The organism is Methanosarcina sp. WH1 (assembly GCF_000970005.1).
GTDB lineage: Archaea > Halobacteriota > Methanosarcinia > Methanosarcinales > Methanosarcinaceae > Methanosarcina.
This window is the reverse complement of sequence record NZ_CP009504.1, coordinates 3,020,942-3,046,838: the sequence shown is the minus strand read 5'-3', so window position 1 is coordinate 3,046,838 and position 25,897 is coordinate 3,020,942. Positions and strand designations below refer to the sequence as shown.

General features: G+C 41.8%; 23 protein-coding genes. 12 read left to right on the top strand and 11 right to left on the bottom strand.

Features of this window, described 5'->3' with window-relative positions; translation table 11 throughout:
- Positions 1–139 precede the first annotated feature (139 nt).
- The 7 genes from hisS to MSWH1_RS13330 all read left to right on the top strand — a co-directional run bounded on the left by hisS (position 140) and on the right by MSWH1_RS13330 (position 5,758).
- Positions 140–1,381 (top strand): histidine--tRNA ligase, encoded by a 1,242-nt coding sequence (gene hisS, locus MSWH1_RS13365; protein WP_048129279.1) that lies wholly within the window; start codon positions 140–142, stop codon positions 1,379–1,381.
- A gap of 214 nt (positions 1,382–1,595) precedes the next feature.
- Positions 1,596–2,132 carry a hypothetical protein gene (locus MSWH1_RS13360; protein WP_231585447.1) on the top strand — a complete coding sequence of 179 codons (537 nt, stop codon included), beginning with the start codon at positions 1,596–1,598 and terminating at the stop codon, positions 2,130–2,132.
- 11 nt (positions 2,133–2,143) lie between these two features.
- Positions 2,144–2,827 carry a hypothetical protein gene (locus tag MSWH1_RS13355; RefSeq protein WP_156148187.1) on the top strand — a complete coding sequence of 228 codons (684 nt, stop codon included), beginning with the start codon at positions 2,144–2,146 and terminating at the stop codon, positions 2,825–2,827.
- Between the two features lie 28 nt (positions 2,828–2,855).
- A complete protein-coding gene (locus tag MSWH1_RS13350; RefSeq protein ID WP_048130576.1) occupies positions 2,856–3,419 on the top strand; it encodes a hypothetical protein in 564 nt (187 codons plus the stop codon).
- Positions 3,420–3,614: 195 nt separating this feature from the next.
- Entirely contained in the window at positions 3,615–4,886 is a 1,272-nt protein-coding gene (locus MSWH1_RS13340; RefSeq protein ID WP_156148186.1) for a hypothetical protein, read from the top strand.
- A gap of 25 nt (positions 4,887–4,911) precedes the next feature.
- Positions 4,912–5,193: a hypothetical protein gene (locus MSWH1_RS13335; RefSeq protein WP_156148185.1), complete on the top strand. Its 282-nt coding sequence runs from the start codon at positions 4,912–4,914 to the stop codon at positions 5,191–5,193.
- A gap of 106 nt (positions 5,194–5,299) precedes the next feature.
- The gene (locus tag MSWH1_RS13330) at positions 5,300–5,758 is read left to right on the top strand and encodes a 30S ribosomal protein S15 (protein WP_048129269.1); all 459 of its coding nucleotides are present in this window, start codon (positions 5,300–5,302) and stop codon (positions 5,756–5,758) included.
- 190 nt (positions 5,759–5,948) lie between these two features.
- On the opposite strand, the gene MSWH1_RS13325 is transcribed toward MSWH1_RS13330, so the two are convergent.
- The 7 genes from MSWH1_RS13325 to MSWH1_RS17640 form a co-directional block, all read right to left on the bottom strand.
- Positions 5,949–6,743: an ABC transporter ATP-binding protein gene (locus tag MSWH1_RS13325; RefSeq protein WP_048129266.1), complete on the bottom strand. Its 795-nt coding sequence runs from the start codon at positions 6,741–6,743 to the stop codon at positions 5,949–5,951.
- Positions 6,740–7,813, bottom strand: a complete 1,074-nt coding sequence (locus MSWH1_RS13320) for an iron ABC transporter permease (protein WP_048129264.1) — start codon at positions 7,811–7,813, stop codon at positions 6,740–6,742. The genes MSWH1_RS13325 and MSWH1_RS13320 overlap by 4 nt, the downstream gene beginning before the upstream one ends.
- Before the next feature lie 18 nt (positions 7,814–7,831).
- Entirely contained in the window at positions 7,832–9,046 is a 1,215-nt protein-coding gene (locus tag MSWH1_RS13315) for an iron ABC transporter substrate-binding protein (protein WP_048129263.1), read from the bottom strand.
- 296 nt (positions 9,047–9,342) lie between these two features.
- Entirely contained in the window at positions 9,343–10,458 is a 1,116-nt protein-coding gene (locus tag MSWH1_RS13310; protein WP_048129261.1) for a cell division protein FtsZ, read from the bottom strand.
- A 113-nt stretch (positions 10,459–10,571) separates the two neighbouring features.
- Positions 10,572–11,840: a BatD family protein gene (locus tag MSWH1_RS13305; RefSeq protein ID WP_197073938.1), complete on the bottom strand. Its 1,269-nt coding sequence runs from the start codon at positions 11,838–11,840 to the stop codon at positions 10,572–10,574.
- Positions 11,841–12,925: 1,085 nt separating this feature from the next.
- Positions 12,926–13,759 carry a carboxylating nicotinate-nucleotide diphosphorylase gene (gene nadC / locus MSWH1_RS13300; protein ID WP_048129259.1) on the bottom strand — a complete coding sequence of 278 codons (834 nt, stop codon included), beginning with the start codon at positions 13,757–13,759 and terminating at the stop codon, positions 12,926–12,928.
- Between the two features lie 173 nt (positions 13,760–13,932).
- Complete coding sequence (locus MSWH1_RS17640) at positions 13,933–16,065, bottom strand: disaggregatase related repeat-containing protein (protein WP_052723183.1); 2,133 nt, start codon at positions 16,063–16,065, stop codon at positions 13,933–13,935.
- Between the two features lie 538 nt (positions 16,066–16,603).
- Here MSWH1_RS17640 and MSWH1_RS13285 point away from each other — a divergent pair.
- The 5 genes from MSWH1_RS13285 (at position 16,604) to MSWH1_RS13265 (ending at position 21,880) form a co-directional block, all read left to right on the top strand.
- Positions 16,604–17,419, top strand: coding sequence for an aspartate dehydrogenase (locus MSWH1_RS13285; RefSeq protein ID WP_082088154.1), 816 nt, complete (start codon positions 16,604–16,606; stop codon positions 17,417–17,419).
- A gap of 368 nt (positions 17,420–17,787) precedes the next feature.
- Positions 17,788–18,702: a quinolinate synthase NadA gene (nadA, locus tag MSWH1_RS13280; RefSeq protein WP_048129255.1), complete on the top strand. Its 915-nt coding sequence runs from the start codon at positions 17,788–17,790 to the stop codon at positions 18,700–18,702.
- 211 nt (positions 18,703–18,913) lie between these two features.
- The gene (locus tag MSWH1_RS13275) at positions 18,914–19,357 is read left to right on the top strand and encodes a HEAT repeat domain-containing protein (RefSeq protein WP_048129253.1); all 444 of its coding nucleotides are present in this window, start codon (positions 18,914–18,916) and stop codon (positions 19,355–19,357) included.
- Between the two features lie 28 nt (positions 19,358–19,385).
- Complete coding sequence (gene mtaA, locus MSWH1_RS13270; RefSeq protein ID WP_048129251.1) at positions 19,386–20,426, top strand: methylcobamide:CoM methyltransferase MtaA; 1,041 nt, start codon at positions 19,386–19,388, stop codon at positions 20,424–20,426.
- A 323-nt stretch (positions 20,427–20,749) separates the two neighbouring features.
- Positions 20,750–21,880, top strand: coding sequence for an ATPase of the PP-loop superfamily implicated in cell cycle control (locus tag MSWH1_RS13265; RefSeq protein WP_048129249.1), 1,131 nt, complete (start codon positions 20,750–20,752; stop codon positions 21,878–21,880).
- Between the two features lie 300 nt (positions 21,881–22,180).
- On the opposite strand, the gene MSWH1_RS13260 is transcribed toward MSWH1_RS13265, so the two are convergent.
- From MSWH1_RS13260 to MSWH1_RS20310, 4 genes are all read right to left on the bottom strand, one after another.
- Positions 22,181–22,552 (bottom strand): cupin domain-containing protein, encoded by a 372-nt coding sequence (locus MSWH1_RS13260; protein WP_048129245.1) that lies wholly within the window; start codon positions 22,550–22,552, stop codon positions 22,181–22,183.
- 181 nt (positions 22,553–22,733) lie between these two features.
- Positions 22,734–23,906 (bottom strand): transposase, encoded by a 1,173-nt coding sequence (locus MSWH1_RS13255; RefSeq protein WP_052723182.1) that lies wholly within the window; start codon positions 23,904–23,906, stop codon positions 22,734–22,736.
- 63 nt (positions 23,907–23,969) lie between these two features.
- A complete protein-coding gene (locus tag MSWH1_RS19295; protein WP_156148184.1) occupies positions 23,970–24,125 on the bottom strand; it encodes a hypothetical protein in 156 nt (51 codons plus the stop codon).
- A gap of 791 nt (positions 24,126–24,916) precedes the next feature.
- The gene (locus MSWH1_RS20310) at positions 24,917–25,345 is read right to left on the bottom strand and encodes a hypothetical protein (protein WP_231585448.1); all 429 of its coding nucleotides are present in this window, start codon (positions 25,343–25,345) and stop codon (positions 24,917–24,919) included.
- Between the last annotated feature and the right edge of the window lie 552 nt (positions 25,346–25,897).

The window sequence follows — 25,897 nt, the reverse complement described above, 5'->3', positions numbered from 1 at the left end:
TATATGCTGCTTGTCAACTACCCCTGAGCTAAAGACCCAGGGTTTTCCTGCTTGATGGGTTATGACTGATTATCCAAACAGGTGGTTAGTCTTCAGCATAAATTCTCTAAAATTTGATATATACCAGGTGCATTAAAAAATGACAGTCAACAGGCCAAGAGGGACCCGGGACTTTTTACCCACAGATACTGCCCGGAGAAGGTACGTGGAAAGCGTTATGCGAAATGTTGTCCGCAATTGGGGTTACAGTGAGATCATTACGCCCACGTTTGAACATCTGGACCTTTTCACCCTTAAGTCCGGAGAAGGCATTATAGGGGAACTCTACAACTTCACGGACAAAGGAGGCAGGGAGATGACCCTCAGACCGGAACTTACGGCTCCTGTAATGCGGATGTATGTAAATGAACTTCAGTCTTTCCCCAAGCCGTTGAAGTTATTCTACTTTGAAAACTGTTTCCGCTACGAACGCCCCCAGAAAGGCCGTTTCAGGGAATTCTGGCAGTTTGGGGTCGAACTCATCGGAAGCGGAAAACCCGACTCGGACGCCGAGATCATTGCTCTTGCCGATTCCCTGTTAAAAGCCGTTGGCATTCAGGGCGACATGAAGCTTGGAAACCTTGCAGTGATCCGTACACTTTTAAAAGGGCTTGAATCCGATATCGTCAGTAAGGTCATGAGGCTTGTGGATAAGAAAGAGTATGCAGGCCTTGAAGCTCTGCTTGAGGAAATTGGGGCAGAAGAACAGTTGAAGTCCGACCTCTTACGCCTGATACACCTTGAAGGCAGGTACATCCTCCCACAGGTAAAAGAAATAGTCGGGAACATCCCCGAGCTTGTAAGTTTTGAAAAGACCCTTAAACTTCTTGATGCATACGGCGTCAATTACTCACTTGATTTCGGGATTGCCCGCGGGCTTGACTATTACACGGGTATGGTCTTTGAGGTTTATGCTGAAGGTCTTGGCGCCCAGAAGCAGGTCTGCGGGGGAGGCTCTTACCAGCTTATCCAGCTTTTCGGTGGCGGAGATGTGCCTTCTACAGGCTTCGGGATAGGTTTTGACAGGATAATGGAGATCTGTCCGATCGAAACCCCGGAACCCAAAAAACTGGTGCTGGTCTCAAAGCCCGAAACTCATCTGGAAGCTGCAAAACTTGCAACTACCCTGAGGGGTTACCTGCCTGTCCATATAGACCTCATGGAGCGCAATTTTAAAGCCCAGCTAACCTATGCAAATAACATCAATGCTGACTACGTGGTCATAGTCGGGGAAAGAGAACTCGAGGCAGGAAAACTGACCCTCAAGGATATGGTGTCTGGAGAACAGGAACTTCTAACGCTGGAAGAAGTTATTGGAAAAATTACAGGGCATCAGAACTGAATATATTCTTTTTGTTCTTTTTAGGCATCGTTTTTTCCATTCCTTTTTTTCTTTCACGTATATTCTCTATTTATCTTTTTATTATTTTTGAGGATATTTATTGGACCATATATTTATTGTCTCATTTTTCTATCAAAACCAAAGCTAATCTTTTTATAACCACACAACCTAAATTTTATTGTTCTAAATTTCCGGAGTTTTCCGGAATTTCAGTGTGGGGGATAAATTCACGGCTGGTAATGATCAAGTTTTAGCCTGTAATATTGAAACTGATGAGTCTGCTGTATTTGGGCTTCCTTTCAGGCTTACAGTTACGGGTATTTTCTTTGCGGTACTTCTGCTTCTCTCTTCCGTCTACGTTTCTGATTTTCTGGAGGGGGTAAAGGAACAGAAGACCCTGGAGGAGGTTTCAAAACTAACAGCTTCTGCTGAACAGCTCTCCATACGCGGAGAAGGGAGTGAAATTGCCTTTGAGATAAGGATACCTGACGGAGCATCCGTAAATTTCGGGATTCTTCCTGGTCAGGAGGGGAACTGGCCTGAGGATGCGGACAATTATTGTATCACCACTGGAGGAAAGTCAACCTTTTATCCCGCAGTTGCTTCCTTTTCGAATCAAGAGCTTAAAGGACCCTTTTCACTTGGTCCGGGAAGGCACAGAGTATTCCTTTCAACAAAGACCGAGCCTGAGTCCGGAAGGCTTTTCGTACTGATCTCTGAAACCGGAGCTGATGAGCAAACATTAGGTTAGGAGAGGTCCGTATGATAAAGGATTTTTCAGGGGATGATTCGGCATGGGCTGATTTTTTAATTTCAAAAGCAGCCCTTATTCTTGCCAGCGTAATCCTCTTTGCAGCCCTTTTTCAACTGGCTGCCGGTTTTAAAGATCTTGAGGCACAGGAACAGCTAGATTTCCTTGCAAGGGATTTCAAAACCGCAGTAGATAAAGCTGGAGCAGGAAGTTTTCAGGAGGGGTATCAGGAGGGGTATCAGGAAGGGTATCAGGAAGGGTATCAGGTGGAGAACCAGGTAGGGAATCCGTTGAGGAATCAGGAGGAGCTTTCCTTTCATTTTGATGAGAATGAAGTCTTTCTGGCTTCTCCATTCGGGGAAAATATAGAGATTTGTGTTTCAGGGGAATATGTCCATTTGAAGGCGAAATACGATGAAAAAAGTTTCAGTGCTGTAAGGCCCTTTGCCTTCATGGTCCTGCCTTTCAACGAGTACATACTCCGGGAAAAGCTGAATACAAAATTTGGGGCTGAGGGGAGTGAAAGTTCTCCCCTTACAGCTGATAGTCACAAAATTAAGGCTTTCCTTCAGGTTTCCGGGACTGAAGAAATGGTTTTTAATGCAGGTGAAAACATCTCCATAAAAAAAGAACTTATTTATGTGAAGGACAATGAGGAGGTTTCTGCTTTTGGTTGTGTCCTTGTCTACCAATAAGGTTGGATCTTTGTTTCTCAATAAGGTTGTGTCCTTGTTTACCAATTATTTACTGGCAGCTGGAAGAAAATTTTGGAAAAAATCTGATATTTCAATCCTCAGGGATGAAAGAGGAGTTCTTGAACCACATTCAGATCTTCTTGCCACTGCTCTTGCGGTCATAGGTTTCGTGGTCTTTACAGCCCTTCTCTCCAGGGCATACATGGGATATGAGGACAGCTCTTTTGCCCTTGAGAACTATGAAAGCGCTTCCCTTCTTGCAGGAACGCTTGCAAAAGCACCTGCTTTTAGAGCAGAAAGTCCCGGCATGCTTTCTGCATCAGCCCTTGATAATTTTTCAGGCCCCGATGGACAGGATGAAAAAACGAAATTTTTTGCGGCTTTTTCCGGAAACTATCCGTTTCTGGTTGAAATTCGGACCGAAGATGGGCGCTGGCAGTGGCTAATCGATCCTGAAATTGTTGAACCCGGGTATCTCATGGGAAAACAGGAAAAAGTTGCAGCTTCAGTACCGGTTGTTATCGAGTTGAATCCCGCAGAATCGGTTCCTGGAACCCTTACTGTGGTGCTTTATAAAACTCCGTGGATGTGACAGGGGCAAACGCAGGATTGAGCACAGAATTAAGTACAGAATCAAGCACAGAATCAAGCACAGAATCAAGCACAGAATCAAGCACAGAATCAAGCACAGAATCAAGCACAGAATCAAGCAGGAGCAATTCTTGAAAGCAGGATTTGACTGGCCCCGGACAGGAAATCTGATTAAGAACAGAAATAGGTGAAATAGATGAAACCTTTGAGAGCTTTTCAAAATTCCGGAGCGTCACTAAAAGTAAATGATTCAGAAGTAATGGGTGATGCTGTTAAGAAATCTTATGTTTATATTTGGGAATCTTCAGGTTATTCTACCGTTTTTGATGCCCTATTTTTGCTTGTGTTAATTTCACTTTCCGGGGTCCTTCTTATGCCTTCCCTGCAGGCTGATGAGCAGTATATTGCAGCTGGATATGTAACTTCTTCAGAACTGGACTCTTATCTGTTAGAATCCTTTCTTTCCTGTAAACTTGAGGACTTCGAATACGAAATCTCTCCTCTTTCAGTACTTAACGTTTCAGTCCCCGAAGACTCAATTGTGGAAAGTCCTGCTCATACCCTTTTCGAAAAGGAGCAGAAACACAGGACTTTTGCTGACCTGACAGCCGACTACCTGTCCATATCCCTTACCCTATCAAACAGCGGCTCAGCTGTTTCACTTAATCCACTTGCTGAGAACTATTCCGATCAGGCTTCTGAAACTATAGCTACTTATCTGGACAAAAAGGTTGCAGGGAGATTTTCTTATCGCTTTGAAGCTTATTGGCATCCCGTGGAAGCCTTCCCGATGGGAAGTGAACTTATAGTCGGAGAAGAACCTCCTGCGGATGCTATCCGACAGAGTACAAAATTATCCATGCCTCTGTATGCAAGTGCACCTTCTAAGGATGCTCTTCTTGTCTGTGTGAATGATTCCGTACTTGAAGCTTCACTTAACGCTTCTGACGAAGAAGCTTCAACAGCACTTTTCCAGGCTTTTCATGCTTCTCTTGATGCCGCGGCTCTTGAAGGGGCAGGGACGGTTGTTGAGCTGCTTTTCCCGTCGGATTATTCGGGGTCAGTTTTCGGAGAGGATGCAGATGAGTCTTTTGAGACCCTGCTTTATGGGGTTTCTGAAAATGCGGGTGAGGAAAATTCCTCCTCAACGGAAGATGAATTTAATACCTATTTTTCAGACCTTCTTGAAGCAGGTTTTGCACTAGATTCCGAGACCTATCCCGAAAATACATCCACTGCAGAACTCTCTCTTTTTGAAGGCATGCTGGCAGACTATATCGAAAAGGAGATAAGGGCAGAACTCGAAGCTGAATTTTCAGGTGAGATTAACGAGACTGTTTGTGCCATAATCAAGGCTGAAGATCTCTCTGAGGCTCAGGTTCTAAGGGATACCGGGATAGAATCAATTTACAGGCAGATAAATCCCGGAGGGGCAAGAATAGTCCTTTACCTCTGGAAACCATTTTAATGTGGATATTTTATGTGGATATTTAATGTGGATATTTTATGTGGATATTTTATGTGGATATTTAATGTGGATATTTAATGTGAATATTGAAGGGGATATTGAAGGGGGATTGAAGCCTGTTTCAGAAAATATTTTCGCTGGAAAAGGCTCTGATCCTATTTTTATGCTTTTAACTTTTTTCCTCTTTTTCCCGACACAAAGTATATATTATATGGTGCAATCTCTAGTGATGTTTTTACCGAAACAATTACGCTTTTGCAGGAGTTCCTGGAAAAAGCCACGCAGCAGTTTGATGTGGCGGATTTAAAATCTCCCGATCGATGTGTTGGTCCGTTATAATCGGTAAAGATATAACCTCAGCCCGAAGAGTTTTTCTTTCGGGTATCGATCAATTAATATCAGGAGAATCAGATATGGCAAAAATGCATACCAAAAGAAAAGGTAATTCAGGTTCCACCAGACCTAACAGAACCGAAGCGCCCGAGTGGTGCAAGATTGGAGCAGAAGAAGTTACTTCAATTACACTGGACCTCTGGAAACAGGGTGTTTCTACATCCGAAATCGGAATGATTTTAAGAGACCGCTATGGAGTCCCTGACGCCAAGCTCATCACAGGCAAGAAGATCACAGCAATCCTCAAGGAAAACAACGTTTATTCTAACATTCCTGAAGACCTTACAAACCTCATCGTGAAGGCTCTGAAACTGAGGAAACACCTTTCTATTAACAAGAAAGATGTCCACAACAAGCGTTCCCTCAACCTTACAGAATCCAAGGTCAGAAGGCTTGTTAAGTACTACAAACAGGAAAAGGTACTTCCGAAAGATTGGTTCTACAAGCCTGAAACCGCAGAAATGATGATTACCAGATAAACCTGGAAATTTCCATTCAAGAGATTTTTCCATTTAAGGATTGAGTTTGCCTTTCCGGCAAACCTCCTTTTGTTCTTTTTAAAAAGTTAAATCTTTCCTGTGCCTCGAATATGAGGTTTCAGAAAGTTCAACCCACTGTTTTGTTGCTCACTTTTGTTGCTCACAGTTGTGCTGCTTTTTTTATTAATTATTATTTACTTGCAGCATAGCTTATTTTGCAATCCCATGTCGGACTCCCCGGAACCACACACCTCATACCTGAAATCTCTCCGATAACGACTGGCAGACCGTATACTTCTTCGATTACCTGGGGGGTAATTACTTCCACTCCTCCATAGGCGTGAACTTTTCCTTCCTTCAGGAGAATAAATCGGTCTGCATATCTGAAAGCCTGGTTGAGGTCATGCATCGTCATCACAGCCGCAATCCTGTGTTCAAGTACTATCTGCCGGATATTTGCAAGGATCTCCACCTGGTTCTTAAGGTCAAGGCTGCTTGTCGGTTCGTCGAGGAGAAGGACTTTTGGTTCCTGGACAAGGGAACGGGCTATTGCTACCTTCTGGAGTTCGCCTCCGCTCATCTCATCGATATAGGACAGGCGCAGGTTTTCCATTGAGAGTAACTTGAAGACCGAATCGACGATCTTGAGGTCTTTTTCCGTAATATCCCATTTGATATGGGGACGCCGTCCCAGCAGGACCGCATCAAAAGCTGTCAGCCTTCCTGTTTCAACACGCTGCGGTACATAGCCAATAAGGCGTGCAATTTCCATAGTCCCGAGGGCGGAAAGGTTTTCCCCGTCTATATGGACTGTTCCCCCTCTTGGGTTGAGGATCCTGTTCAGGCATTTTAACAGGGTAGTCTTGCCAACTCCGTTGGGCCCCAGGATTGCAACAACTTCGCCCTCATCGATTGAAAAGGCGATTTCATGCAGGATCTTACGGTTACGATATAAAAACTGGAGTTCATCTACAGAAAGAATCATCGTTTATACCCCCTGATAAGCAGGTAAATGAAAGTCGGTGCTCCCATGAAAGCTGTAAGGATAGAGACGGGAAGCACATATGGTGACACTATAAGCCTGGCTGCGGTGTCCGATACCAGAAGGAGGATTGCTCCAAGGAGGGTTGAGCCCGGGATCAGGTACCTCTGGTCATCCCCTATGACCCGTCTTACCATGTGTGGACAGATCAACCCCACGAACCCTATGACACCAAGGAACGAAACAATTACAGCCGAGACCAGTGCAGCAATAATCATGCCTATAAGCCTGATCTTTTCCACATTGACACCGAGGCTTTTTGCAGTCTCATCCCCTGCATCGATTGCGTTGTAATTCCATCGGTTGGCAATGAAGAATATGACTGATAACAGGACAACTCCTGTCATAATTCCCAGTTCCATCCAGTTCTTCACTCTTCCGACATCGCCAAAGGTCCAGAAGACAACTGCTGCAAGCTGGGTATCGTCAGCAAAGTACTGCAGGAACATCGTCCCTGCGGTAAAGAGGGATGATAGTGAAACGCCTGCAAGCACCATTACCTCAGGAGAAGACCCGCGGATCCGGGAGATGAGCAGGATCACTCCTGTGGCGAGAAGGCAGAAAATAAAAGCTACCATTGTGGTCAGGTAAGGGTTGTTGATGATGACGGCATTTGCAACGCTCGATTGCATCTTTCCTGTTCCGAGAACAATTACCGAAAAGGCAGCTCCGAAAGCTCCGGCGTTTGAGATTCCGAGAGTAAACGGAGACCCCAGAGGGTTTCGCAGGATAGACTGCATTACCACCCCTGCAACTGAGAGCCCGGCGCCTGCAACTATCGCAGCCAGGGCTTGAGGGAGGCGGATGTTCCAGATAATCGAATCCCATGCATCAGAGACGCTCTGGCCCATCAGGGTTTGTAATACCTCACGAGGAGGTATTGTTACCGCTCCTACCGAGATTGAATAGATAAACATAATGAAGAGGAACAGGAACCCCCCCATAATCCAGAAGTATTTTCTTCGCACGTATACGAGGTATTCTTCGGGAACCGCTCCATCTGCAAAATGCACTTATTTATACCCTCCGTTTTATAGCGGGATCTGCTTGAATCCCAGGTTATCGTACTGTCTATTTAGGTCAGAGAACACAGGTTTGCCAACGAAGAAAGTATATATCTCGTCGGCTTTGGTTTCAGGGTCGATATCCTCAAATTGGTCCGGGTAGAGCATTTTTCCTACAAAGTAAGCGTTTGCAAGCACTGACTCATAGTTGGTGCTGTAGAAGTTGTAGGGGATCACCCCATAAACATTACCATTCTTCACAGCTGAAAGCCCTTTGAGTGACGGATCGTTCTTGAGCTCTCCAATGGCTCCTTCGTTACCCAGCTGGATTGTACCGATGTCGATAAAGATATAATCGGGATCCCAGTCCACAAGCGCTTCTTTGGCAATATCTGCATGGTCTGTGCCTATTCCGGCTGCAACGTTATTTGCATTTACCCAGAGAAATGGCGGATAAGCTGGTTCAGTGGAAATTATCCCGTGAGCTCCTGCATTGCTTATTCCTCCGACATAGACTGTCTTTCTTTCGGATTCCGGAATGTCTGCAGTCCTTTTTTCGAGGTCTTCCATCACAGTGTCTATATAAGCGATGACCTCTTCTGCTCTTTCCTGTTTACCCACTGCCTCACCCATTATCCGGAGTGAACTGTACATTTCGGCTTTCTGATCCTCATTCTTCAAAGACCCGTAAGGAAATGAGATTACCGGAATGTTGGTTTTATCCTGAAGAGTGTCAGCTTCAACGGCGCTTGTTGCAGGGGGCTGGCCAGTTGTGCCGGCTCTCAAGATAACCTGTGGATTGACCATAATTATCTTTTCGGGGTCATCATTGCCTCTGAACTCGCCGATAAGGGGATAGTCCTTAAGCTGCGGGTTTGCAAGGGCATAAGGTCGGCCTTCTATCTCCGACTCCTTCTTTTCCAGGCTGTCAACTCCGACTACTCGGTCCTGGGCCTGCAGGTATACAAGGTATCGCAGGGACCCGGATCCTGAGCAGACGACCTCTTCTACGTTCTCAGGTATGGTTACACTCCTGCCGAACCCATCTGTGATTGTGGTTCCCGTAGACTCTGCTAATTCATCGGTTCCTGTGGTGATTCCTGCAGACTCTGCTGGAGCCGTGCTTATTTCGTCCTCAGAGGGAGTGGATTTGCTCGTGCACCCTGAGCTTACAACCAGGGCAGCGATAAGCACTCCTATGAAAATAATTTTAGTTAATTTAATACAGGGGGAGATTTTCATGTTACTTTCCTCTAATTTAATAGAGAATGAGTATTACATAAAGTTAACTACTTTATTCGATTAATTCTTATAAGATCAATTATTTCCAAAAATTGGTATGATTTATTGCCATTCCTTATTTATTTGGTAATATTTAATTCAATGGGCATGAACAGATCATGAATCCTCTGTGACTTTAGAAAATACAAAAATTCAGGATCAACATAGTTATAATCGAAAAGTCCAAATCGAAAAAGATTACAGTAGAAAAGTCAGAAGAAGATGGGACGAAGGTCCGAAGGAGAAGCACCTGTATTTCAATATTCAGGTTCCAACCCTTCAATCTGGGAAAAGGTTTTTTCCATTTCCACTCCTTCTTCCACGCGCTGTTTTTTTGCTTTTTCATAGTGGATTGCCTGGACTGCTACATTATAGAGTTTTTCTAGCTCATGGGCTGATTCCAGGGTAAGGAGTGAAAGGATCTGCGGATATTCTCCATTGCATACGACTATCCCCTTGAAGACATGCCCTATGGCTCCGGAAAGCTTTTCTATTTCAGTTGAGATGTCGTCTATGCTCAGGTATTTGCGGTCGCCTTTGATTATGATCATTGCCCTGCTTGCTTCTTCATAAACATTGGTTGAAAACAGAAGGCCTGAAGGAGAGAGTGCATTCTGGATTGCCGTTTTGATAGGAATTTCCTTATCAGCCCTGAAAAAGCCGATCGTTGCAAGTCCTGTACCCCCGCTCATTACTGTCTTGAAATCCCCCAGGTCCGTTACCATCATCATCTCACTGTCAAGAGCATCGAGGAGGAAGAGAAGACGTTCTGCAATCATGTCATTGATGCCGTTATAGGCATCCTGGATGCTTCCTCCTATATTTTTCAGGTACTGGTTATCAGCAAGGATAATCCCGTCTGCTCCGCTTTGACGGATGTCACGGATAGAAAAGGCTGCGTTTTGAAGGTAAAGGGTCCCTTCTTCTCTGAAAGGGAGAACAACAACACAATAAATAGGATAATCATAGCGTTTTTTCATCTCTGTCACGAGAAGAGGGGTAAAAGAGGAACCAGTACCTCCCGAAGCTGAGGTCAGTACAAAGGCAATATCAAAATTACCTCTTTCCTCAATCTGCCGCATAATCATTTCTTTATTTTCTTCAAAGACCCGCTTTCCGATATTTCGGTTTGCACCGACTCCGTGCAGGTGGGGTATATGGACTCTATCCTTTGCTTTTGTAAACTTCATTTCTTTTAAGTCGTTAATGGCAGTGTTAAAGGCAAGGGTTTCAACATGGCTTTTAAATCTCTGTTTTGAATAAAACTTTGCAAGCTTGTTGCAGCTTTTTCCCCCTCCCATTGCATGTTGGTTAATGGAATCCAGAATCCTGTTTCCACATTGCCCGTTTCCTATTACCAGTATATTGAGCAAAAAAACTCCTCCATTTTAAAGGTGAATTAACAGTTTCCCTGTCTGGAATCAATCACGGCTTTTATTTCCCCTCATTTTATTACTACAGTTCTCCTCTTTTAATACCTGTACTTTTAATACCTGTATTCCCTGTGCCGCCTGTATATCTGAAATCCAATGACTGCAAGTATGATTGCCGGAATTATGATGTATAAAGGGTTTTTTAACAGAAAATCGAACTTTCCTTCTTTTACACTGATTTTGGAAGTTGAAAACTCCTCTTTCTGCTTAATGTTCTGGGTATCTACACCGTTATTGTACTCATATGAAAGTTCTGAATTTATACTGTAAGTTCCCATTTCTTTTGCTTTTAAAGTGTACCTGAACTCTTTGTCGTTATTGGGCTGCAGAGTTTCAATGTATATCCTTGGGGTTCCGCTTATGGTTTCAATCCCCTCGTCTCCTCCCACATATTCCATACCTTCCGGAATCATAATATCAAGGCGGACAGCCTGGGCGGGGGCACTTCCGTTATTCCTCAGGATTATGGTTGCGGTAATTTTTTCGTTCCTTTCTACAGATGAGAGATCAACATTCATTATGGTGTCAACATTCGCACTCTGCTTATTTCCTTCACTTACGGTAATAGAAGGCATGTTGGAAGAAGATTGGTAGGTCTGGCCGGCACTGTTCGTATATGTAGCAGTCACAGCTTTGAGGTCGAAGGTTCCTGCCTCGGTTGCTTTTAATTTATATATATACACCAGGGTTTCAGGGACTGATTTCCCATACTCAATTTTCGGTATACTGGTCGAAACTTCGTAAGTAATTTCTTCCAGGACAAAATGTTCCTGCTTGGGGTCCGTAAACAGCACATTGGTTGCAGCATCGTTTCCGGTAGTTTTTGCAGTTACAGTAACAGTTATGGTGTCTCCTACCTCAATTTCGGACTTATCGATACTCTTGACTATTACAAGTTTTGGGTCCCCTGCGAAGCTTGCCTCCGAGCGTCCGCTTTCAATAACCTCGCTTGCATAGAGGTCTCCTATGTTGTAGTTTGATATGCTTATCTCAACTGTAGCTCTGGGTAATACTCCTCCGCTATGCACGGACTTCAGACGCATCTGGACTTTCCCGGAATCCTCAAAATCAAACTCGAAGCTCTCGTTTATATTCAGCAGGCCATTTGTGATTTCCTTATCTTTTTCGTACACATAGTATGAGGCTGTGCTGGCTTCAGGGAAGATATCGGTAATTTCTATTACGTAATTGTTAAGCTGATATACCTCTCCTTCCTCAATGTCACCATCATACACTGTGGATCTTGCTGACGCTGTGCTGCCAAGCGTCAGCAGGATAAGAAATGTAAATAAAACAGTTTTATGGATCCCTTTCAGTTTCACTTCTGCTACCTCTAATTTCTGATAAAAAAAGTTCATTCATGGCAGGCCATTATCTTTCTAATTATTCTCTGACAACTATTTTTTGATTCTCTTTTTAAACTGCAAAACTAATTATTATAAGTTTAATACGGGAATCAATCAATACATTGTAATTTATATTGTCCAGTTTTATAAGGGAAACCAGATTGAACTCTTATTATCTTAATCTCTTTTTTTGCTATGTTTAAGCGCAAAATATATGGGTAGATTCATAATATTCCCCCTCTTCCTCGAGTATAACTTCTTATACAAGTGGACTTTTAAAGACTGAATTTCACAGTCCCTTTTATCTGGGGTTTCTATTTATTTTCTTTCTATCTTTTTATATTTTTATACTATCTTCTTTGTAATATTTATCCTTTTCTTCCTTTTTATCTTTTCGGTGTTTTCAACTTCCTTATAGAAAAACGGAATCTACTTTAAATACTACTGCACTTACAAGTGTAAATAAATTTGAAAATGAATCATGTACAATAGGAAATCCTTTAACCGGAGTTTATAAGATATCATGAAAATCGGGCTATAGCTATTGATATTGTGTATGTATAACAAATAATTTATTAAGTTCTAAACCCATCTAATTCAATCTTGGTGTCACCACATCTTGAATTTGCCCAAAGATTGGTACTTATGTGTTTTTCCCTTCCTTATAAGGAAGAAAACAATATATAGCGTCTTTTTATAGGGATTATGTGTTATACCCTATATATGGGAATTTAGCTCTTTTTGTTACACGCTCGTTTATATTAATTGTTATATATTTGTTGATTTTATACTAATATGTTTTGAATTGGTGCCAAACAGAATTCATATTTTGTTATACCCTACATTTTATGTGTCGCTTGATACAGTTTTATACTACAAAGTATAAACTCCGGTCTAACTAAAAAAAGAAATGAGTACTGGTTTAATGAGTACTGGTTTAATGGGTACTGGTTTAATTTATAGCCAATCTCAAAATTTCTGCATTAGCCTCAATAAAGATGTGGACCATAAGGAAAATATATGCCCACAGAAAATGCAGATTCCGCGAACTAAATATAGTTTCAGTTTTCGGAGTTGATGATTTCCAGGCTGATATCTATCCATCTTGATTTGTGGATAAGGGAGCCCATTGATATTATATCTACTCCTGTTTTTGCATAACCTTCAAGGTTTTCGGGGGAAATTCCTCCTGAGGCTTCTACAAGGACCGATTTCCTGAGTCCTTTTTCTTCAAGTAAAGATAGAGTCTCTTTGACTGCCTCAGGTGGCATATTATCAAGCATGATAATGTCGACTCCCAGTTTCACAGCAAGAATCGCATCTTCTGTAGACTCGACCTCTACCTCAATTTTCCGCGTAAAACTTGTTTTTCGGGCTGCTTTGATTGCGGCTTCTATCCCCATGAGTTTAATGTGGTTATCCTTAATCATAACCGCATCCGAGAGGTTAAATCTGTGAGGGTCTCCCCCCCCTACAGCAACAGCCAGCTTTTCGAATTTCCTTATTCCGGGGGTGGTTTTCCTTGTACACGCGATCCTTGTGGTTTCTGAGTGCTCTCTTACGATATCCACGCAGGTCCTGGTCAGGGTTGCAATCCCGCTAAGGTGCCCGAGGAAGTTCAGGCTAAGGCGCTCTGCCCTGAGAATGGATACAGCTCCTCCCCTTAGCCTAAAAATTATATCTCCTTTGCTGAGGTGGTCTCCATCTTTAAGATCAGTTTCTACCTGAATTCCAAAATAACAAAATATTGATGCCACCTCATTAAGTCCGGCAACCGTACAATCTTCTTTTGTGAAAATGATGGCTTCTGCAGGCCTGTCCGGAACAATAGTGCATGAAACATCATCGTACCCCAGGTCTTCTTCTATGAAGCTTTCTACTTCTCTGATAAGCATGATTTTTACCCCGATACTTAATGCTGTCCGGATTTATAAGAGGTATGGGCTTTTCTCCTATACACTTCGGGAAAAGGTTTTTTCCAAAAAGCAAGCCTTGGAAATATTAATATTTCTTGCAGCCAGCATTTCGGAGTACTTCTTTAAAGACATTTTAAAAAACATTTTGCCCTTTAGCTGTATACAAGTTGAAGTTTTGGTTCCTTACTTTCGTTTCCGCAGTCACTGCTATAGAATGCAATATAGTTATTGCTCTCTGTGCGGGCTTTTATCAGAAATCCCGTGTTTTCATACTTTCCACTGGTGTACTCTTTTACGAGATCGGTTACATCCAGTTTGTAATACCTGTTGTTAGGAATATCACTTCCCTTAATAGTTATTGTAGCATATGGACTGTTACCCTGCAAAACACCATTTTTATCATACCAGTCTCCTCCGGGATTTTTCCATGCAATGCCTTTGTCCCTTTTATTCCAGCTCACATAGTTGGGGTTCCAGGTAGAAGCAGGTCTGTAAACTTCAATTACGGTATCTTCAGGTCTTGAACTTCCTTCTGGATAATACCAGTAGAGTGAAAGGGCTGCATTTTTGATAGAAGTATCACTGCTGTATTCGCTCAGGTTAAATCTTATTACATTCCTCCACCTGAAGCTATTTTCTCCACCGATGTCAATATAGGTTAAACTCTTGTAGACTTTGTTAGGAGAAGCTTCACGCAAAAGGTTGTCAGATACTTCTATTTCGGAAACTACAGTTTCCTTAGACTCTTCTGAGACAGTACCCATGTAAATATCATTACCATCAACCCAAACTATCCTGTCACCGTAGATATCAGGACTGAACGCTGAGCCACTGGTGGTGATCTGAGTTTCTTTGGAATTGGAAAGGTCGTACATGTAGATATTCTGTCCATTGCGATAATCCTCCCACACTATCCTGTTACCAGATATTGCAGGAGTATAGACATAAGGACCAGGATAAGAAGCATATGCTGTTCCACTCGTGGATACCTGAGTTTCCTGTTTAGTGGAAAGGTCATGCATGTAGACATCGCACTTCCCATTACGGCTATCATACCACACTATCTTATTATCATAAATTGCAGGATAAGTTGCTGTTCCACTTGTGGATATCTGAGTTTCCTGTTTTGTGGAAAGGTCATACGTGTAGATATTATTTTTTCCATCGCGGTTATCTTCCCACACAATTCTATCGCCGTAAATATGAGGATTAGATGCTGATCCACTTGTGGTGATTCGGGTTATCTGAATTTCGAAAGAAGCTGGGATAGTACATATAAACTGCCCTAAGGCAAAAGGACGGTTGCCTACGTTCACCGTGGTTGTAACAGTGTTTGTAGCTGTGTCAACCACAGAGACCATGTTATCATAGCTCACTGCATATACCTTTGATCCATCAGGAGTGACTGCAACTCCACGAGGACCGTCTCCTACATCCACCGTGGTTATAAGATTGTTTGTTGCAGTGTCAATTACATATAGAGTGTCGGATTCAGTATCAGTATATCCGGCTGTTATATATACTTTTGATCCATCAGGAGTGACTGCGACTCCAAAAGGACCTTCTCCCATACCTCCTAAATCTAAATATGTAGCCGTGTTTGTGGCGGTGTCAATTACATAGGCATCGGAGCCCTCAGTTCCAGGACTGGATATCATATATGCCTTTGATCCATCAGGAGTGAATGCAATTCCACGAGGTTGACTTCTTCCCATTTCCATTGTAGTTACAACAGTATCCATGCTCGTGTCAATCACAGAAACAGAACAGCTGCCTATATTTGTCACATACACATTTGATCCGTCAGGAGTAACTGCAACTCCCCAGGGGCTTTGTCCCACATCCACAGTAGCTGCAACCGTGTTTGTTGCTGTGTCAATCATAGAGACAGTATTGTCGCCGTAGTTCGCCACATATACATTTGATCCATCAGGAGTGACTGCAACTCCTAAAGGATGATCTCCTACATCCACAGTGGCTGTAACCGTGTTTGTTGCTGTGTCAATCACAGAGACAGTATTGCTGCCGTAGTTCGTCACATACACATTTGATCCATCAGGAGTGACTGTAACTCCCAAAGGACGATCTCCTACATCCACAGTGGCTGTAACCGTGTTTGTTGTTGTGTCAATTACAGATACCTTATCATCGTCGGAGTCCGTAATATATGCATATGGATTTGCGCCTGCAACACTTGCCAGCATTAAAAGCACTAGCATCGGCAGTCCTAATATTCTAATAAGAGCATAACCTCTTTGTGTTTCATCACGTTTCTTTTCTTTCATTATAATCCTCCAATGCTATTCTCGATCCTACTTTCCCCTGAAGTCCACAAAAATGCTACCTCGAATATCTTTGCTTGAGAAACAAGTAAGTATTAACAACATTTGCTAAAAATAACAGTATTTATGTCCCCCTATATGATACCTCAACCACTTCTTATATCTTTGGATACACGTATTTAATGTATATAATCAAGAACTTGTGACTTGATTATTATATTTTTTAATAAGACGGCTGAAGGTTTATTGATGTTGATTTTCGATTTCAGTTGTAAATCCGAACTGAGAATTTCAAATAAGCTTAAAAGAAGTTAAAAAACTAAATTGTGCAGGCGATTTTGTGACATAAATAGCTGGAAAACAGAAGATTTTAAGTGAGAGGACAGAATACAGTTATCCCGTTACCGGATTTACTTTATGCCGGACCTATAAAGAAAATTATAATGCAAGCAATTATAATGGATTGAAAAATACCAGCTAAAACAACTTAAGTTACTAACTAAAACAATTAATATCTACGGATTATTCTCAGGAGCCTGGAATACTGAAAATCGGAATTGTTGGTTGCGGATTCATTGGTGGGCAGATTTGCAGGGCAATTGATAACGGAGAGGTTAATGCAGAGCTGTACGCCCTCTGTGACTCTTCGGAAAACAAGGTACTTGACCTTTCAGCTTCCCTGAATAAATGCAGGCCTGCATATATGGAGATTGAAGAACTCATACGCAGTGTGGACCTTGTTATAGAAAGCGCCTCCCAGAATGCTGTCAGATTCATTGTACCCCAGGCCCTTAAGGCAGGATGTGATGTGATGGTCCTGAGCGTGGGCGCTCTTGCAGATGAAGAACTGAGGGTAGCTCTTTTCGGGCTTGCAGAACAGCACAACTGCAGGCTTTATTTCCCTTCGGGAGCAGTTGTCGGCATTGATGGGTTAAACTCAGCATCTGCGGATGGAATTTCCTCGGTCACTCTGACCACCAGGAAACCTCCTTCAGGACTCGGGGGAGCTCCTTATGTTGTGGAACACGGTATAGAACTTGAAAAACTAGAAAAAGAAACCGTACTTTTTGAAGGGACTGCTTCAGAAGCCGTAAAAGCCTTTCCTGCAAACGTTAACGTGGCAGCTACGATAAGCCTTGCAGGCGTAGGTTTTGAGCAGACCAGGGTAAGAGTCATAGCTGACCCTTCTCTTTCCAGAAATGTGCATGAGATCACCGTAGAAGGAGAATTCGGAAAGTTTAGTACAAGAGTGGAAAATCTTCCTTCCCCGGAAAATCCAAAAACAAGTTATCTTGCAGCCCTTTCTGCAGTTTCGACTCTGAAAAAAATTCTGAATCCTGTCCAGGTCGGGACCTGAATCTTCCAGGCTGAATTTCGAGGGTCGAACCTTGAGTGCTGAACCTGAACTAACAGGACTCAGGCACCTTAACCTGGATCTTCGGATTGAAGGTAGGTGTGGTTCACAAACGTTAGGTTCACAAACGTTAGGTTCACAAACATTATATAGTCCGGAGGAGTTAAGCACGTAAATCTTCAGGAGAAGGTTGCAAGTATGTGAAAAAGTGCCTTATGGTCATAATTATCCTTATTGCACCCCTTTATACGTTTAATGTGCCCTTTTGCCAGAATGTTTTTGCGTGATAAATCTCAAAGTTAATTAAAGCCTGTTTAAACTAAATAAATTTAAAATTTATATTTTTCTCTTAAAATATTTATGGTGATCCCATGCATCAAGCAGACCTTATAAAAAGGATCCAGGAATTGAAATTAAAAAGAAACGCAGTAATTCTTTCTCACTATTACTCTCGCTCTGAAGTCCAGGACATTGCGGACTTCGTAGGGGATTCCCTTGCCCTGAGCCAGGAAGCTGTCCGCCAGGACGCAGATGTTATCGTGTTTTGCGGCGTTCATTTTATGGGAGAAAGCGCTGCAATCCTTTCTCCTAAAAAGACGGTCCTGTTGCCGGAAATTGATGCTACCTGCACGATGGCAGATATGGTAGATGTGGAAGGCCTTAAAAGACTGAAAGAAAAGCACCCTGACGCCCCGGTTGTCTCCTATGTAAACACTTCGGCTGTAATCAAGGCAGAATCCTATATCTGCTGTACCTCTGCCAACGCTGTAGAAGTGGTAAACTCCCTGGATGCCGAAGAGGTTATTTTTGTTCCTGACAAAAACCTGGCAGCCTACGTTGCATCCCTGACCGACAAAAAGGTTATTCCCTGGGAAGGGCACTGCCCCACGCACCACCAGGTCCTGAAGGAAGATGTCCTGAAGATGAAAGAAAAGCATCCTCTTGCCAAATTCATCGCTCATCCCGAGTGTCGCCCTGATGTCCTGGAACTTGCAGATCACGTGGCAAGCACGCGGGGGATGATTCTGTACGCGAAAAACTCTCCTGAACAGGAGTTCATCATAGGCACCGAGTGCGGGCTCATCCACGGGCTCCGTAAGGCAGCTCCGGAAAAAACTTATTACTGCGTCTCTGAATTCGCCTGCTGTCCCAGCATGAAAATGGTCAATCTTGAAAATGTACTGGAGTCTCTTGAAAAGATGCAACATGTAGTAACTGTTCCCGAAGATGTTCGGATCAGGGCAAAGGAGGCTCTTGACCGGATGCTTGCGGTAAAAATAAAATAAGTATCTGAATAATTTACCTATTTGATACTTTCCGTTCCTGAAGGGGAATTTTTGATTAATCTCTGATCTTTCTTTACAGGGATATTCTTCAAATATTCCCACTAATTTTCTTCATTTTCTTCTTTTTTTACATTTCGACCCCCTCTTAAAAAATAAATCTAATTTATTACAAGGAAGGGGTATTCGTGATCTTCTGTGCCCCCCTGTTATAATGTCTGAAAAAACCATTGACCCGCTTATTGAGGCACTGGATCCGTTTATTGAGGCACTGTTTGGTGAAAACAATGGCGACAGATGGGGTGCAGCCGAAGCCTCTGGGCGGATTAAAGTCGAAAAAACAGTCAACCCTCTAATCAATGCTTTTATCGACTGTGACGATTTCACAAGGTTGGCGGCGGCAAGGGTTCTGAGCAGGATAAAACCGGAAAAAACAATCGAATCCCTTATCAACACTTTTTATGATTGGAACCGTTTCGTAAATGTAGAGGCTGCACGTGCACTCAGTGAAATCTGTACGAAATCCGATAAAGCACAGCTGCAGGTTTTACTTGCCTCGAAAATAAATTTGCAGCAAATCTCGCTTTTGAGGACTTGGAGAGCTTTGAAACCGAAGAATAATCAAAATCCAGATTTTTCAAGGAAATTAGAATTCTGAATAAAATCAATAAATAGGAGCCAGAAAAATGGTAAAGAATCTCAGGAAAAACTTTCTTAACGCGCTTCAGGGCAGGCCGGTTGACAGAGTCCCAGTTTGCTCCGTGACCCAGACCGGAACTGTAGAACTTATGGACCTGACCGGTGCCGCCTGGCCAATCGCTCATTCGGACCCGGAAAAGATGGCAGCTCTTGCCCTTGCAGGTCACGAGATTGCGGGCCTTGAAGCCGTAAGTTATCCCTATTGTTTGACCATGCTTGCCGAAGCCATGGGCTGCAATGTGCGGATGGGCACAAAAGATATCCAGCCCTCGGTCCTGTCCCATCCCTTCTCCGAAGGTCCGGAAAACCTGGAAGTCCCTGAAGCCCTTCTCGAAAAGGGAAGAATCCCCACCACTCTCAAAGCAACGGAAATCCTGGCAACCCGGACCGAAGGAAAAACCGGGAAAGAAGAAATCCCCCTGATCGCAGGTATGGAAGGACCACTTACTGTTTTAATCCACCTTACAGAAGTCAAAAACTACCTGATCTGGACTATAAGAAAACCCGACTACGTCAATGCTTTCATGGAAACCTGCACCGAAATCTGCATAGAATACGCAAACTCCCTCTTCGACCACGGCGCGGACGCCCTCTCTATGCCCGACGGCGGGATAGTCGGCTCAAGGATGATGCCCCCTTCGGTTCTGGAAAACACTGTCAAACCCTTCTACAAACGCCTCTGCAAAAAAACAAACGGCCCCGTAATCCTTCACATCTGCGGCGATGCAGGAGATTCCCTGAAAACTCTTTCGGAATGCGGTTTTGAAGCCATAAGTACTGAAGAAAAAGTCAGCATAAAAGCCGCAAAAGAAGCCATCGGCGGCAGGACAAGGTTAATCGGAAACGTATCCCCCTCAAGGACTCTGCTCTTCGGGACCCCGGACGCCGTGAAAGAAGAGGCAAAACAGTGTCTCTCAGCTGGCGTGGATATCCTTGCCCCGGGCTGCGGGATTGCTCCGAGAACTCCGCTTGCAAATATGAGGGCGCTTGTGGAGGCGAGGGATGAGTGGTATGAGGAAAAGGAATGAAGAACAAATGAGGGGGGGCAAAAGTAAGGGGAAAAAGTTACGATTCAGATAAATAAAACATACGGGGACTTGTTCAGACTCTGGCTCAAAATCCAGTGATTTTTTAGTTTACACTAATCACTGAATTTTGGACCAGAGTCCCTGTTCATCCATTATTATTAAAATTAGTTAATTTTAAGTTCATTTATAGTATTATGTGTATAGTATCGCGAAATTAGATAAGGCACACACAAATTTAGATATTTTTGATAGTTTTCCAGTCTAGTTTCATTATAAAGTGTGTAAATCATTCAAAATTAAATAAGTACATCGTGGGGGGAATTATGACAGATAATGAATACTTGAAAAGATGTAGCATGTGTATACTACCCGAAACAACACCAAATATTACTTTTGATAAAGATGGTGTTTGTAATTTTTGCCATTCTCATGTAAAAGTCCAGTATGAAGGGGAATCAAAACTTAGAGAATTACTGCACTCGTACCGCAAAGATAGCAGCAAATATGATTGTGTTGTAGGAATCAGTGGCGGAAGGGATAGCAGTTATACACTCCTTAAACTTGTAAAAGATTACAATCTAAAAGTTCTGGCAGTTAATTACGATAATCCATTTACTGATCCCCAGGCTAAAGCCAATATTGAAAATGCTGTAGAAGCGCTAAACGTTGATGTTGTTAGTTTCAAATTGAAGAATAATATTCATGAAAAAACATTTAAACATAATTTTACTTCATGGCTCCGCAAACCATCTCCTGCAGCTATACCTATGATGTGTATTGCCTGTAAATTGATTCTTCCAAATGTGATTAAGTACGCAAAAAAGTATGATGCGGGATGTGTAATAACAGGAGGTAATCCATATGAGTACATATCTTTTAAAAGGGAATTACTGAATGTTTCAACAGATGAAAATTACATGAATCTCTTAACAAAAAGTTTTGGCATAAAAGGATTTGGAGGAATTGCGAATGAGATGTTAAAAAATCCTTTTTATTGCCATCCGATGTGCATTCCCACTATGATATCAGGATTTTTGTACGGAAATCCTTACAGTTTAGGACCCAGGTTTTTGTCCCCGAATATTAAGTTTATAGACATATTTCACTACATTCCCTGGCAAGAAGAGGAAGTTTTGTCAAGAATAAAGCAGGAATTGAACTGGGAAAGCCCGAAACGATTCAGTTCATCCTGGAGATTTGACTGCATTGTAAGTCATTTAAAAGATTTTATGTACATGAAAACTCTCAACATGACCGAAAAAGATGATTTTTATTCCAAAATGGTGAGAGAAGGTTTAATTACTCGTGAAGAAGCGCTAACAAGGCTAAAAGATGAAAATAAATTACATATGAATGAAATACAGAAACTACTTGATAATACCGGAATCACCGAAATTTCTTACTTAAAAAGGGATAAAGAGGAGATAATTCGAAAGGAATTACTGGCTGAATAAGTAAAATAGCTTCTCTTTAAAGACCTTAACAAACCGACCAATTTTTCAAGGGATAATAAACTTTATTTCGCAGGTCTAATTTAGGGATTAAACTTTATTTCGCAGGTCTAATTTAGGGATTAAACTTTATTTCGCAGGTCTAATTTAGGGATTAAACTTTATTTCGCAGGTCTAATTTAGGGGATATAACTTCAAAAAGAGGGCAGTTGTGGAGACAAGAGAAGAACAACATGAAAAGGAGACAAGAGAAGAACAACATGAAAAGAAGGATTGAATAAAAAAATGATGTAGAGGGTTCTTTTAAGGCAACTCCACCAATTCCGTATCCTCGTGCGAATAAGCCGGCGTACAACAGCAAAGAATCTTTAATGGCTCTTTTCCGGTGTTTTGGACCCTGTGCGGAGTTCCGGGACCAATACAGATGGAATCTCCTTTTCGGACTTCAAATTCTTCAGAGCCGAGAGTCATTATCCCACTGCCTTTGGTGATGTGATAGATTTCTTCGCTTAGCCTGTGTTTGTGGAGGAGAGTTGTCCCTCCGGCAGGTACGGTGGCTTCGGCAAGGCTCTGGTTTGAGTTGCCGTGGACTGCGGGGTGCATGAGTTCGCGGATTATCGAGCCGTCTTTTGTGGGGTAGGGTTCGATTTTTTTGTATTTGGTTATTAGCTGCATTCAGACCTACTGAAACTGGCAACTATATAATTATTTTTCATTCAAAGGGAGGAGATACTTCGTCGTCCTGTAGAATGTATGAAAAAAACGCCGGGCAGTCCGGAATCAAGCTGGCATCTATCAAAATCAAATTAAGGTAGAAAGGTCCTCCTCTTCAAATTGAGCGGAAAGCTTTTCAGTTTCAATTCAGTGCACTTTTTTCTCGGATGAGTTGAGCCAGAGATATCATCTCACACCTATTGCTCACTCTATCCAAGATGTAATCATATGCACTCACGCTCAGTTTCCTTGCTGTCTGAACAATCGTCATGAATGTATTGTTTGCTCTTGTTCCTTCATCGGTCGCGGATTGAAGGCTGACATCTCTTTTCCTGACCTTTGCTCTTGCTCCTAACTCTGCTCCCTTGTTATGCAATGGAATTTCTGGAAAATTTAGTACCATTAATAGACTTTCCTTTTTCTCTTTTGTTTTACTGATTCTATCATCGAGTGGAGGATAATTTGTTTCGGTTGAAAACAATCGATCAAACTCAGCAGACAATTGCTTCGCTACGTCTGAATTTGGGTTTTTCCTAAACTCACAGAGTTTAACATAATAATCCCAGTACTTATTCAGGAACGCTTTCACCTTTTCCTGATAATAAGGTACTGTCGTATGTAACTTTTTGTAATGCCTTCCATTATGAATCCAGCAAAGAGCATGATGGTATGTAAGCTGCTTGAATTGAGGAGCATCATCACTTAAAAAGGTGGTAACCACAGGTATGTTTGTCATCTGATGATATGAAGCAATTGCACAAGCTTCAAGAATTCTTTTCTTAATATTTTTATTTCTATCTGGTGATAATAGAAGAGCCAGTATTCGATGCATTTCTTCATCACTGAATACCTTATTCTTGTAATCAGAGAGTTTTTGCTGCCATATTTTTGCTACATTGAACGTTTCCATCAGATCAAATTCTTCTTCGTTAAGGCAGTACTTTTTTTCCATTCCACACAAGAGTATATCTAAAATTGTTTCCCGATCCTTATGGAGTACTGTAAAATAAGCAGTGTAATGAGGATTGCAAAGGATCTGGGTATACCAATTTTCCCCATTGACTCTGGCACTTATGTCATCAATCTGCTGATAAGTTGTGGATTTGAGACCTGCCTGAAAAATATCAGCCTTCTCTTCATGGAAGTTATCAATATTTTTTGTCAGCATCCGAGAAATTGTAGCTCTGGATATGCAAACACCGACATTTTCCAAGAATTCATGTATTTTGGGTTCTGAAACATTAGAGATATGGTGCAGAGCAATTACAGCAGATCTAATTCCAGGACCAAATTCACCGTTTATACCTTCTGGCAATTTTCCCCTGTATGTCTTGCCCTCTGAAGGTGAATAATACTTCTCTATCTGAAATCTGGTATTTCAGGGCATTATTAGAATGTCCCTAATAACCACTTCATCATACCCTTTGAAACATGCATCAGGGGGTAAAGTAAATTTATCAATTTTGCAAGTTTCAGTATGATGGATCTCTATTTTATCCTTTCTTGAATTTGATTCCCTGGGCTTGTTAGGCATTCTTTCTTTTCTCTCTTTTTCAGAAGAAATGTCCTAATTCTTGTTAGGGCAACGAATTTCAGGCTTGGTTTGTTCACCTTTGAGTAAGCTGATTTCATCTCGAAGCTTTTGGACCTCTGACCTGAAGGATTCTATCTCCCTACTCAGTTCATCAATAATTAAAAGTAGAACACGAATAATTTTGGCATACTTTTCATCCTCTATCTTGTCAGGATTGATATCCAGAGAGGCCAGTAATTGTGTGAGAGCTTCAGGAGTCATCTTTATATCCAAAATGTGAATACCGGTAAATGGAAAAACTATTATATTTTTCCTGTGATTGAAAGCCCTTCATATTTGAAGAGGATACATTATTTGGGAAAATGGAATTATAAGGTAATTCCAAAAGTATAAACATGAAGTTATTCTTCAGCTATTCCTTAACAAAATCCTCCCTAATTAATTCCCAACTTAACAATAGTCCAGTAGGTAAGAAACCCAAAAAGAAAAGATCCGATAAGTGAAATTTCGATTAACCGATGATCATGTACTACATTTTTAGCCACAACTCCGCTAAGTACGATCACAACAACAACCGTAAACACTGGAATTAAAATCCTTAATATCTGTTGTCTTTCCATATTATCACCAAATAAAAAATGGCTGATTAAAAATCAGCCGATACTCAATTAAATCGTATACCAATGACTACCAATCTTCATGTAAACGTGACCTGTTAGTGGTATTGTAGCTATGTTTACGTAAGGTATTCTTACATCTAAACTGCCATCTGAATTTTGCTCATACCAGTATCAAGTTTGCACTGCTAGACCGACCAGTGTACCCAATGCTATTGAAAGCATACCACCTGATACATATAGACCTAATACAGCAACTAATGCCCCAGCTATGGCTGAGCTTCCATCTGCAAGTAGATCAGCATCTTTTGGAGAGAAGTAGATGTGCAGTCCACCTGTTATGTTATCACCATATGTTTCAACATAACTTCCATTCGCAAAACTTGACTTAGCCGCAGAGATTGCTGCTGCAACTGCTGCACTATCATTTAGACTCGTGGCAGATACGAATTTTTCAGCTACCAATTCATCCAGATCTACAACAGCAAAATATGTTCTGTTAGAATTCTTTTCATCTTTCCATAAAATAGCGTATCCAATTGACCCCTCATCTTTTTTGAAATATACTATCTTTTCATTATCAGTTTTTGATAATACATTCATGCTTCCTGATATTTTATTCGTGTTTTCTAATGCTTTTTTGATGTCTTCTTCAGAAATTTATTTTTCGTTCGAGATATCTATTGCATCACCATACTTTTCGTTTTGAGAAATGTCAGCTTTTGCACTTACAGCCGGTACAAAAGCAATACTCACAAGAAGTATTGCTGCAAATATTGCACTTATTCGACAGTTTCTTCATTATTTTCACTCCTGTTTCGTTTCCCAGGAGGCAGGATCAAGCAAACCTTAAATATTCACAAAGCTAACACTAACTCATGCCTCCGGGCAATGTGGAGTTCAAATCCACTCTGGAAAGTTCGTTTGAACTTCACATCCAAAAATCTCTATCAACCTTCTTCTATACATTAATTACGACGACGAATATTCATCAGTCTGATTAACATTCACTCAAATGATCAGCTTTTTCATTGAAATAATGAAGGCTCAGAGTCCTAATTGGCGTCAGGAATTTGACCTCACTTTTAGCAAATAATCTGAATATTCTTTTCTTCACTAAACCATAAAATTGGCAAAAGTGATATCAACATACAT